The organism is Streptomyces humi (genome assembly GCF_001005085.2).
Lineage (GTDB): Bacteria > Actinomycetota > Actinomycetes > Streptomycetales > Streptomycetaceae > Streptomyces > Streptomyces humi.
Map to the genome: position 1 here is coordinate 229,537 of NZ_LBMU02000021.1, position 10,857 is coordinate 240,393.

Genomic DNA, 10,857 nt, shown 5'->3' on the forward strand with positions numbered 1-10,857 from the left:
ACACCCGCGGCCGACCCCGCGCGCCCGAATTATCGCGCGGGTGCCCCAACACGCCCTCGACTCCGCCGGAACACGCACCTTTCTGATCACCAATCAATCACTCTGCGGCACTTGAACCGGCTCAAATCGGTAAGAGAAGCGACGCAATCGACGATTTGAGCAACTCGGTGTAGCAGTGCCTGCACGAAGCGTTATTCTCCTCAGACGCAAACCGGTACCCCTCCGTCGCTACGACGGGTGAACGGTTCCGCACTGCACGTGATGAAAGCTCTGCCTCTGGGAGTCCCGTGTACCCACACGTCGGGGTTGACGCCTCGGGCCTGGCTACGCTGCGCGCAACAGTCGCAACGGTCAAAGAGACGCTGCGCGGCCTCGTCCCCACCGCGTACGCCGTCCCCGCCTTCGCCACCGCCGCCCCCGTGGGCCCGTGCTACGCACTGGCCGACGGCGGCGCCGCGGTGGGCAGACGCGGCCGTTCGACCGGCACCGCCACCACCGCCCGCCGTCCGGCCGCGGACAGCGACAGCGCCCGGATGATGGATCTCGTGGAGCGCGCGCAGGCCGGCGAGTCCGACGCCTTCGGCCGCCTCTACGACCAGTACAGCGACACCGTGTACCGCTACATCTACTACCGCGTCGGCGGCAAGGCGACCGCCGAGGACCTCACCAGTGAGACGTTCCTGCGCGCGCTCCGCAGGATCGGCACCTTCACCTGGCAGGGCCGCGACTTCGGCGCCTGGCTGGTCACCATCGCCCGCAACCTGGTCGCCGACCACTTCAAGTCGAGCCGCTTCCGCCTGGAGGTCACCACCGGCGAGATGCTCGACGCCAACGAGGTGGAGCGCTCCCCCGAGGACTCCGTCCTGGAGTCCCTCTCCAACGCGGCCCTGCTCGAGGCCGTACGACGCCTCAACCCCCAGCAGCAGGAGTGCGTGACGCTCCGCTTCCTCCAGGGCCTCTCGGTGGCCGAGACCGCCCGGGTGATGGGCAAGAACGAGGGCGCCATCAAGACCCTCCAGTACCGGGCCGTGCGCACCCTCGCCCGGCTCCTCCCGGAGGACGCCCGCTGAGGCGGGCACTCCGGGCGACACTCAACTCACGTTCCGTGAAGGCCCGTTGCCATTCTCAGCCGATCTCCGTTCGTCCGTAACCCAAGTGCCGAGCCGCTCGTTGTGCGGGATACAGGCTCCCTGTGGTCACGTCCAGCAAGACCCTGATCACACGATCGTGTGGTCCGGTCGAGGGCGTGCAACCCTCAGGACCCCCTGGGGAGTCGACCGTCATGACGAGAGGAGGTGCCGCCAGTGATCGCGAACGTATCGGCACACCGGCGGGCGAACGCCTTCGCCCAGGCCCTGGAGGAGCAGCCCGGCCGGGATCCGGCGGCCGAGCCGTCCGAGGGACCGGTGGGCGATCCACCGGTCACAGCGGACCGGGCCGAACGGACCGAGCGGGGCGAGCTGTTGGCCCTGGCGACGGATCTCGCCGCACTGCCGAAACCGGAGCTCGACCCCGAGGTCAAGGTCGTGCAGCGGGCTCAGCTGGTGGCCGCGATGGAGGCCATGCTGGCGGAGGGCACCCTGGGCGGGGCGGCGGACACGGCACTGCCCGAGCAGCGTGCCGGCCGGTCCAAGGGCGCGCACCGGGCCAGTCCCCTGGGCAAACTGCGACCGCGTTCCCGGCTCACGAAGGGGCTCGCCGCGGGCGGCCTGAGCGTCGGCGTGGCCGCCGGAGCCTTCGGCGGGGTCGCCGCCGCCAGCTCCGACGCGCTGCCCGGCGACTCGCTGTACGGCCTCAAGCGCGGCATCGAGGACTTCCAGCTCAACTACCTGTCCAACGGTGACGACCAGCGCGGCCAGACCTACCTCGACCAGGCCTCGACCCGGCTGATGGAGGCCCGCCGGCTGATGGAGCGGGACCGCGGCGGCCATCTCGACCACGAGTCGATCGGTGAGATCCGCCGCACGCTGTCCGGCATGCAGCACGACGTCACCGAGGGCCACCGGCTGCTCCACGAGGCCTACGAGCGCGACCCGAACTCGCTGGGACCCATCCAGGCCCTGTCGGCCTTCGCCCAGTCCCACCGCGAGGCCTGGGGCGCCCTGCGCGACCGGCTCCCCGTCCAGCTCGGGGACGTCAGCCAGCAGGTGTCGGCGGGCTTCGCGGCCATAGACGAAGAGGTCGGCCCGCTACAGTCCCTGCTTCCCCAGCCGCCCCAGAACACCGGCGGCGGCACCGGCAAGCAGGACTCCGGTACGGCGTCCACCGGCACCTCGGGCCGCCACCGGTCGACGGCTCCGACGTCCTCCGGCAGCTCGTCCACGGGCCACGAGTCCAGCACCGGGACACCCAGCGGTTCGGCGACCGGCAGCGCGGACGACAGCCTGATCGGCGGCACCACGGGCGGCCTCCTGGACCCCCCGAAGACGGGCACGAGCACTCCGGCCCCGTCGAAGACCACGTCCAGCGAACCGAACGTGACCCTGCCCCCGCTCCTGCCCGGCCTGCTACCGGGCCTGGGCATCGACGGCGAGGACAGCAGCAACTAGGAATCCCCGTGCCCCCGGGGCGGCGAAGCCGCCGCCCCGGGGGCACGGGTAACTGCGCGACCAGCCCCCACCGGCCCGCAGACAAGTCGCACCCCTCAGAAGAACACCGACCTCCGCTGTACGAGCAGCTTGTACAGCGTGTGCTGAATCTGCTCCCGCACCTGATCGGTGAGGTTGAACATCAGCATCGGATCCTCCGCCGCCTCCGGCGGATACCCGTCCGTGACGATCGGCTCCCCGAACTGGATCGTCCACTTCGTCGGCAACGGCACCGCCCCCAACGGCCCCAGCCAGGGAAACGTCGGCGTCAACGGGAAATACGGGATCCCCAGCACCCGCGCCAGCGTCTTCGCGTTGCCGATCATCGGGTAGATCTCCTCGGCCCCCACGATCGAGCAGGGGATGATCGGCGCCCCCTGCCGCAACGCGGTCGACACGAACCCGCCCCGCCCGAACCGCTGGAGCTTGTACCGCTCGCCGAACGGCTTCCCGATGCCCTTGAACCCCTCCGGCATCACCCCGACCAGTTCCCCCTGCTCCAGCAGCCGCCCGGCGTCCTCCGCGCACGCCAGCGTGTGCCCGAGCTTGCGGGCCAGTTCGTTCACCACCGGCAGCACGAACACCAGGTCCGCCGCGAGCAGCCTGAGGTGACGATTCTCCGGATGGTGATCGTGCACGGCGACCTGCATCATCAGGCCGTCGAGCGGCAGCGTCCCGGAGTGGTTGGCGACGATCAGCGCACCGCCCTCGGCCGGGATGTTCTCGATGCCCTTCACCTCGACGCGGAAGTACTTCTCGTACACCGGCCGCAGCAGGGACATCAGGACCTGGTCGGTCAGTTCCTCGTCGTAGCCGAAGTCGTCGACCTCGTAGTCCCCGGTCAGCCGCCGCCGCAGGAACGCCAGTCCGCGCGCGACGCGCCGCTCCAGGCCGGCCTCGTCGTGCGGCTGCCGCTCCGCACCCGTCTCAGTGTTCTCCCGGGTCACATGCACATCCTCCTGCGCGGGGATCCGCCCGGCGAGAGGCTGGACCTCCCGCACCGCCCCGGACTCCCGCACCGCCCCGGACTCACGCACCGCCCCGGGCTCCCGCGCCCCCGCCTGCTCCCGCGCCCCCGCCTGCTCCCGCACCGCCGCCTGCTCGCCGCCGCCCTTACGGCGGCTCCCCGCACTCCGGCGCCGGGCAGGCCGCTGCGCGGCGGCCCCGCGGGACCGGTCGTCGTCGAACGGAATGACCTTGGCGTCCGCCATCGTTGCTGCGCTCCTCAGTTGGCGCTCTGGGACGGGGTCTTCGGCGAAGACTTCGTCGCGGTCCTCGTCGGGTCCTTCGGCACCGTGTGCCCGCCGTGCAGCGCGGGCAACGCGGCGATCCGGTCGACGGCCGCGGCCACCGCCCCGGGCGGCAGCAGCCCGGGGGCCTGGGCCCGCACGAAGTCCGCGAAGGTCTGCGCCGTCGTGTACTTGGGCCGGAACCCGAGCGTCTCGCGCATCTGGACGGTGTCCACCACCCGGCCGTGCGTCAGCAGCCGGATCTGCTCGGGCGAGAAGTCGCTCATGCCGAGCGTCCGCACCAGCGAGCCGGCCCAGGTGACCGCCGGCAGCAGCAACGGCACGGTGGGCCGCCCCAGCCGCCGCGAGCACTGCGAGAGCAGCAGCACGCCGTCGCCGGCGATGTTGAACGTGCCGCTGTTGAGCGTGCCCCGGGCCGGCTCGTGCGCGGCGATCCGCAGGACGTCGATGACGTCGTCCTCGTGCACGAACTGAAGCCGGGGGTCGTAGCCGAGCACGGTCGGCAGCACGGGCAGCGAGAAGTAGGAGACGAGGGGGGTGTCGGCGGTCGGGCCGAGGATGTTGGCGAACCGCAGCACGCACACGGCCACGTCGGGCCGCCGCCTGGCGAACCCGCGCACATACCCCTCGACCTCCACCGTGTCCTTCGCGAACCCGCCGCTGGGCAGCGACTTCGGCGGGGTCGTCTCCGTGAAGACGGCCGGGTCCTTCGGCGCGGAGCCGTACACGTTCGTACTGGACTTGATCACCAGCCGCTTGACGTTCGGCGACTTCTGACAGGCGCCGAGCAGCTGCATGGTCCCGATGACGTTGGTCTCTTTGACGCTGGCCCGGCTGCCGCTCCCCAGCGGCGTCCCGGTCACGTCCATGTGGACGACGGTGTCCGCCCCGCTCTCGGCGAGCACCCGGGCGATGGACGGCTGCCGGATGTCGGTCTGGATGAAGTCCGCCCCGCCCAGATGGTGCTCGGGCGGCACCGCGTCCACGGCGACGACGCGGTCCACTTCGGGGTCACGCTGAATGCGTCGTACGAACCGGCCCCCCAGTTGACGGGCCACTCCGGTCACGAGCACGACCTTCCCCAAGATCAGCGCCTTTCTTCCGTGTTCCCGTACGCGGGCCAACTTAGCGGGTCGGTGTTGCGCCGGCATGACCCCCGACAGGCCACGACGCGCCGCAACGGCCGGAAAATGCGTGTGGCCCCCCACCGTACTGGTGGGGGGCCACACACAAGCTCTCGCGGCTCGGCGCCGTACTTACTTCTTGTTACGGCGCTGAACGCGCGTGCGCTTGAGCAGCTTGCGGTGCTTCTTCTTGGCCATCCGCTTGCGCCGCTTCTTGATAACAGAGCCCACGACTACCCTCGCTCACTTCTCATCACTCGGTGCTGGGCGCCATGGGCCCATACGACCTACGAGGGGCTAGCCTACCCGCCCGAGCGCTGAGGTCGTAATCGAGGTGTTCCGGGGTGCCCCGGAACACGCCGTCAGGCGGTCTCGACCCCCACGTAGCTCTCGCGAAGGTACTCGTGTACCGCTTGCTCGGGGACGCGGAAGGACCGCCCCACCCGGATCGCGGGCAGATGACCGCTGTGCACCAGCCGGTACACGGTCATCTTCGACACTCGCATCACCGCGGCGACCTCCGCCACGGTAAGGAACACAACCTCGTTCAGAGGCCTCTGGTCTGCACCCATGTCACACACCCGAACCTTCCGCACTCGACGGGCCACCGGCTTCCCCTTCCGGTGACTCTTCGTCGTTGCGTGCTCACTCCCCAATGTAGGGGCGGGTGATGCGAGTGGGGAAGAGGTGCACCCATCGGCGGCCTACTGTGACAGACACGCTCGATTGAGTACGTAGCGGGTGAGAGGCATGTAGTACTCAGACCGCACGCCGTCATCAACCGGAACGGCCACCGACACGGCCCCCTCGGCCTCTCCCACAAAGACCGCGGGGTCATCCGTATCCGCCAGACCAATGGCCTCAAACCCGAGCTGACCTGCACCGCAGACCCATCCGTGGTCGCCGACCACCAGCTCGGGCAACGGCCCGTCACCCCTCGCCGCGGCCTCCAGGGCCAGCCGAACCGGCAGCGGCGAATGCGTGTGCGTCCCCGGCGCACAACCGGGGCGTTCGCCTCCCGACTCCCGCACCAACCCGACACCTTGTACGTAATCGAGGTCGCCGGTACGTAGACCGAACCGGGTCGTTATGTCGACACAGCGACCCTGCGCCGGGGTGAGAACCTCACAGCCCGCCGCCGACAGCGCGTCCGCGAGACCGGCGTAGAAGCCGATCAGCCGGTGCGGATGCCCGGTCCCGAACAGCACGGGCCCACGCCGCCGGGCGACCTCCCGCACCCGCTCGGCGAAGGCGTCCAGAGCGGCCACCGTACGTGCCGGATCGATCACATCATGCCCTGAAACACACCGGGGATCGTCCGAAACCCCACACTTGGCCGCCATCAACCGAACCAACTCCGCCTCGCCCCAGCGTCCTTGCGGATCGATCCCGATCAGCACCCGGGGGTCCCGAGCCGCGAACAACCGGTAGTTCCGCCGACTCCGCTCCCGGGGAGTGGCCACCGCCCCGGCAAGCCGGACGGCCACCAGATACGCACGAAGCTCACCAACGCTCAACACGGCTGCGATGGTGCCGGACCCACCCCCGAAAGAACCGGAAAACGCCCCAACACCCCACGGTTGGCCCAACCTGCCCAACCCCCCCGACGGACACCCGCTCGCTGCCCGGCCCGCCCGACGGACACCCGCTCTTCAGCCCGTCCGACGGCCGCTCGCCGGCCGGCCCGCTCGGCGGGAGCGCGTTCTCCAGCCCGTCCGACACCCGCTCGCCGGCCCGTCCCACGGCCGCTCGCCGGCCGGCCCGCTCGGCAGGCGCGCGTTCTCCAGCCCGTCCGACGGCCGCTCGCTGCCCGGCCCGCCTGACGGGCACCCGCTCTCCAGCCCGTCCGGCGTTTGAGGACGAGGCCGTCCAGGCCGAAGCGGGGGGCTGGGGGCGGCAGCCCCCAGGACCGGCCGGACCCGCCTGCCCGAGGGGTCGAAGGGGGCTCGCCCCCTGGAGGACGGGACGGGTAGGGGCGGCGGGGGCGGAAAACCCCTAGGCCAGCAGCCCGCGCAGCGGGAACACGGACCGTCGGGTGGCCAGCACCGCCTGGTCCAGCCGGTCCGCGGGATCGTACCCGGCGTCCCACGACGCCCACCCCACCGGCCAGCGCCCGTCCGTCATCCGCCCCGGCCCCAACTGCCTGGTCCGGGCGAACACTTCCTGCCGCCACCCCTCCGGTACCAGCGTCTCCGGCTCGATCTCCCGCCCGGCCGCGATCGCCACCAGATGCGTCCAGGACCGGGGAACGACGTCCACCACCTCGTACCCCCCGCCCCCCAGCGCGACCCACTTCCCACCGGCGTACTCGTGCGCCAGCTCATGACACGCCACCTGCACGGCCCGCTGCGCGTCCAGCGAGACGGCCAGATGCGCCAGCGGATCCTCGAAGTGCGTGTCCGCGCCGTGCTGCGTCACCAGCACCTGCGGCCGGAAGTCGGCGAGCAGTTCCGGCACGACGGCGTGGAACGCCCGCACCCACCCCGCGTCCCCGGTCCCCGCGGGCAACGCCACGTTCACGGCGGCCCCCTCCCCCGCGCCGGCCCCGGTCTCCTCGGGCCACCCCGTCTGCGGGAACAGCGTCCGGGGGTGCTCGTGCAGCGAGATCGTCAGGACCCGCGGATCCTCCCAGAACGCGGCCTGCACGCCGTCCCCGTGATGCACGTCGACATCCACGTAGGCGATCCGCTCGGCACCGAGCTCCAGCAGCCGCGCGATCGCCAGCGCGGGATCGTTGTAGACGCAGAACCCGGACGCGGCCCCCGGCATCGCGTGATGCAGACCGCCCGCGAAGTTCACCGCGTGATCGGCGTCCCCGCGCCACACCGCCTCCGCGGCCGCCACCGTCTGCCCCGCGATCAGCGCGGCCACCTCGTGCATCCCGGCGAAGGCCGGATCGTCCACCGTCCCGAGGCCGTACGACTGGTCGGCCGCCGCGGGCTCCGCCGAAGCCGCCTTCACTGCCTCGACGTAGTCCTCCCGGTGCACCAGCCGCAACGTCGACTCGCCGGCCGGCTTGGCCGCCACCACGTCCACCGCCCGGTCGAGCCCGAAGGCGTTCACCAGACTCCGGGTCAACGCCAGCCGGACCGGGTCCATCGGATGGCCCGGACCGAAGTCATAGCCCGTTACTGCCTCGTCCCACATCAGCTGTGCGCGGCCGCTCATGCCCGCCACCGTATCGGTCCGAGCCGGTCGCGAACGAACGGGCGTACCCCAAGGTCACCAGCACCAATACCATCGGCACCAGCATCGCCCCGCGATAGCTCCAGGCGTCGCCCAGCGCCCCCACCAACGGCGAACCGATCAGGAAACCGACATAGTTGAAGATGTTCAGCCGGGCGATGGCCGCGTCCGAAGCCCCCGGGAACAGCCGCCCCGCCGCCGCGAAGGTCTGCGGCACCAGCACGCACAACCCGAGCCCCAGCAGAGTGAACCCGCCCATCCCGACCCACGCCCCGGGCGCCGCCGCCACCACGGCGAACCCGACCGCCGCCACCAGCGCCCCCAGCCGTACGACGGTCACCGCCCCGAACCGGCGCACCCCGAAGTCCCCGATGGCCCGCCCGACCAGCGTGGTCACCATGTACACGTTGTACGGCACGGTCGCGAGCTGCTCACTGCTGCCCAGCACGTCCTTCAGGTACTTCGCACTCCAGTTGGAGACCGTCGAGTCCCCGATGTAGGCGAAGGTCATCACCAGGCACAGCGGCAGCAGCAGCTTGAAGACGACACCGCCCCCACCCGCGGGCGCCCCCTCCTCGACCGGCGCCGGACCGCCGTCCACGTACCAGCGGCTCCCCACCAGCGCGGCCGGCAACAGCACCGCGACCACCGGCAGGTACGACACCCACAGCGCGAGGTGCCAGTGCGCGCCCACCCACGCCAGCGAGGCCCCGAGTATCCCGCCGAGGCTGTACGCGGCATGGAAGCTGAGCATGATGCTCCGCCCGTACGTCCGCTGAAGGCTCACTCCCAGCATGTTCATCGAGGCGTCCAGCGCCCCGACGGCCAGGCCGAACACGCCGAGCGCCACGGCCAGCTCGGCCAGGTGCCCGCCGGCCCCGACCCCGAGCAGCGCCAGCATCACCACGGGCTGGGACCAGCGCAGCAGCCTGCTGGGCCGTACCCGCTTCACCAGTTGCTCGGTGGTGACACTGCCGACGCCGGCCAGGATGGGCACCGCGGCGAGGAAGACCGGCAGCAGCGCGTCGGAGACGCCGTACCGGTCCTGGATCGCGGGGATGCGCGTCACCAGCAGCGCGAAGGTGGCGCCCTGCGTGAAGAAGCTGAACGCCAACGAGGCCCTACCGCGCCGCAGCACATCTGTCATGGCGGCGAGCGTAGGGCCCCGGCGTACTCGTGGGTAGATCCAGCCAAAGATGAATTTCCTTCAGCTTTACCTCACGTGGTGTCAGGCGGCGACAGCCACCTCGGGCCGCACCCTGTTCTCAGCGGTGATCATCCGGGCCATCGGCTCCGCGGCGAGCCCGCCGCTGACGACGATCCCGATCCCGATCGCGCTCACCAGGACGACCGAGCCGAGCCAGACCATGGTGTCCACGGGCAGCGTGTACGCGCCCACGACCCGCACCACGCACTCGGCGAGCAGGATCCCGCCCCACACGAGCGAGTACATCCGCTCCGCCCGCCGGAACGCGGCGGACCCGGACCGCAGCCGTTCGAAGGCCGCCGCCCTGGCCGGGTCGCCCTTCAGGATGAACGGCTTGAGTCCCTCGGTCATCATCGGCCGGCCCAGCACCGCCGACACCAGGATCGCGATCCCGATGACACTGCTGACCCCGCTGTCCTTGGCGAGCATCAGCCGGGGGTCACCGGAGACGAGGCTGAGCCCCAACGACACCACGTTCACCAGCAGGACGAGCCCCGCGAACGCGTTGACCTGACGCTCCCGGACCACGCTCCACACCGTCCGCGCGGCCGGCACCACGCTGCTCCAGGCGAGCGCCGCGAAGGTGCTCGTCCCGAAGGCCTCCTTGAGGAAGTAGTACGACCCGAGGGGTACCGCCACATCCACGACCAGCGGCCGGAGGTTCGCCAGCGCGCCGGGCTGCTGCTTGCTCTGGGACCCGGTGTTCGTCGTCTTCGTCATGCCCTCAGCTTCGCGTCCGGGCGGGGTTCCCCAGTAGAAACGATCGTCCGGAGCTCGGCATGACAATTGTCAGCGCCGCCCCGGTGCACTCGGTCATTCCAGCAGGTCGGTCAAGTCCCCCGGTTCGGAGAAGAGTCGGGTGGCCCCTCGCAGCCGGTCGGCCGGCGTCATGGCGGTGAACCCGTACACGTCCATCCCGGCCGCGACGGCGGCCTGTACTCCCAGTGGGCTGTCCTCCACGACGGCACAGCGCTCGGGCGCGACCCCCATCCGCTCGGCCGCGTACAGGAAGAGATCCGGCGCCGGCTTCCCCCGCCCCACGTCCTCCGAACTGAACACCCGCGTCTCGTCGAACCAGCGGTCGAGCCCGGTCGTGCGATGCCCCACCCGGATCCGCTCATGACTGCCGGAGGAGGCAACGCAGTACGGCACCCCGTTCGCCGTCAGCCTCTCCAGTACCTCCGCGACCCCGGTGATGGGCTTCAACTCCCGTTCGAAGGCCGCGAACACCCGTGCGTGGAAGACGTCGTCGAAGTGGTCCGGCAGCCGCTGTCCCGTGCGCTCCTCCACCAGCTCATGAACCCGGTGCATCGCGGATCCCATGTAGTCCCGTATGGAGTCCTCGTAGGAGGTGGGGTGGCCCAACTCGGTGAGATAGGCGGCCAACAGCCGGTTGGAGATGGGCTCGCTGTCCACGAGAACGCCGTCATTGTCGAAGATGACCAGGTCGTAGCGCATGGGGTCGAGCATAAACGCGAAAAGGCCCACGCCATATGGCGTGG

General features: G+C 70.7%; 11 protein-coding genes. 2 read left to right on the forward strand and 9 right to left on the reverse strand.

What is annotated here, in order from left to right; translation table 11 throughout:
• Nucleotides 1-287: 287 nt before the first annotated feature.
• Nucleotides 288-1,070, forward strand: a complete 783-nt coding sequence (locus AAW13_RS08570; RefSeq protein WP_046734166.1) for an ECF subfamily RNA polymerase sigma factor, BldN family — start codon at nucleotides 288-290, stop codon at nucleotides 1,068-1,070.
• A 234-nt stretch (nucleotides 1,071-1,304) separates the two neighbouring features.
• Complete coding sequence (locus AAW13_RS08575; RefSeq protein WP_046734167.1) at nucleotides 1,305-2,549, forward strand: DUF5667 domain-containing protein; 1,245 nt, start codon at nucleotides 1,305-1,307, stop codon at nucleotides 2,547-2,549.
• Between the two features lie 95 nt (nucleotides 2,550-2,644).
• Here AAW13_RS08575 and AAW13_RS08580 read toward each other — a convergent pair whose 3' ends face one another.
• The 9 genes from AAW13_RS08580 to AAW13_RS08620 all read right to left on the reverse strand — a co-directional run bounded on the left by AAW13_RS08580 (nucleotide 2,645) and on the right by AAW13_RS08620 (nucleotide 10,813).
• Nucleotides 2,645-3,799 (reverse strand): lysophospholipid acyltransferase family protein, encoded by a 1,155-nt coding sequence (locus tag AAW13_RS08580; RefSeq protein ID WP_046734168.1) that lies wholly within the window; start codon nucleotides 3,797-3,799, stop codon nucleotides 2,645-2,647.
• A 14-nt stretch (nucleotides 3,800-3,813) separates the two neighbouring features.
• Nucleotides 3,814-4,923, reverse strand: a complete 1,110-nt coding sequence (locus AAW13_RS08585) for an NAD-dependent epimerase/dehydratase family protein (protein WP_046734169.1) — start codon at nucleotides 4,921-4,923, stop codon at nucleotides 3,814-3,816.
• 171 nt (nucleotides 4,924-5,094) lie between these two features.
• The gene (locus AAW13_RS08590; protein ID WP_003948845.1) at nucleotides 5,095-5,193 is read right to left on the reverse strand and encodes a 30S ribosomal protein bS22; all 99 of its coding nucleotides are present in this window, start codon (nucleotides 5,191-5,193) and stop codon (nucleotides 5,095-5,097) included.
• A 131-nt stretch (nucleotides 5,194-5,324) separates the two neighbouring features.
• Nucleotides 5,325-5,534 carry a helix-turn-helix domain-containing protein gene (locus tag AAW13_RS08595; protein WP_046734176.1) on the reverse strand — a complete coding sequence of 70 codons (210 nt, stop codon included), beginning with the start codon at nucleotides 5,532-5,534 and terminating at the stop codon, nucleotides 5,325-5,327.
• 132 nt (nucleotides 5,535-5,666) lie between these two features.
• Nucleotides 5,667-6,482 (reverse strand): phosphatase, encoded by an 816-nt coding sequence (locus AAW13_RS08600; protein ID WP_046734170.1) that lies wholly within the window; start codon nucleotides 6,480-6,482, stop codon nucleotides 5,667-5,669.
• A gap of 475 nt (nucleotides 6,483-6,957) precedes the next feature.
• Nucleotides 6,958-8,130 carry an acetoin utilization protein AcuC gene (locus AAW13_RS08605; protein WP_046734171.1) on the reverse strand — a complete coding sequence of 391 codons (1,173 nt, stop codon included), beginning with the start codon at nucleotides 8,128-8,130 and terminating at the stop codon, nucleotides 6,958-6,960.
• Nucleotides 8,081-9,295, reverse strand: a complete 1,215-nt coding sequence (locus tag AAW13_RS08610; RefSeq protein ID WP_046734172.1) for an MFS transporter — start codon at nucleotides 9,293-9,295, stop codon at nucleotides 8,081-8,083. The genes AAW13_RS08605 and AAW13_RS08610 overlap by 50 nt, the downstream gene beginning before the upstream one ends.
• An 81-nt stretch (nucleotides 9,296-9,376) precedes the next feature.
• Nucleotides 9,377-10,075, reverse strand: coding sequence for a VC0807 family protein (locus AAW13_RS08615; RefSeq protein WP_046734173.1), 699 nt, complete (start codon nucleotides 10,073-10,075; stop codon nucleotides 9,377-9,379).
• A 93-nt stretch (nucleotides 10,076-10,168) separates the two neighbouring features.
• Nucleotides 10,169-10,813 carry an HAD family hydrolase gene (locus tag AAW13_RS08620; protein WP_046734177.1) on the reverse strand — a complete coding sequence of 215 codons (645 nt, stop codon included), beginning with the start codon at nucleotides 10,811-10,813 and terminating at the stop codon, nucleotides 10,169-10,171.
• Nucleotides 10,814-10,857 lie beyond the last annotated feature (44 nt).

Excerpts from the sequence above, each read along its gene's own strand:
- AAW13_RS08605 (WP_046734171.1), bottom strand. The coding sequence starts at position 8,130 with ATGAGCGGCCGCGCACAGCTGATGTGGGACGAGGCAGTAACGGGCTAT.
- AAW13_RS08580 (WP_046734168.1), bottom strand. The coding sequence starts at position 3,799 with ATGGCGGACGCCAAGGTCATTCCGTTCGACGACGACCGGTCCCGCGGG.
- AAW13_RS08620 (WP_046734177.1), bottom strand. The coding sequence starts at position 10,813 with ATGCGCTACGACCTGGTCATCTTCGACAATGACGGCGTTCTCGTGGAC.
- AAW13_RS08615 (WP_046734173.1), bottom strand. The coding sequence starts at position 10,075 with ATGACGAAGACGACGAACACCGGGTCCCAGAGCAAGCAGCAGCCCGGC.
- AAW13_RS08610 (WP_046734172.1), bottom strand. The coding sequence starts at position 9,295 with ATGACAGATGTGCTGCGGCGCGGTAGGGCCTCGTTGGCGTTCAGCTTC.
- AAW13_RS08595 (WP_046734176.1), bottom strand. The coding sequence starts at position 5,534 with ATGGGTGCAGACCAGAGGCCTCTGAACGAGGTTGTGTTCCTTACCGTG.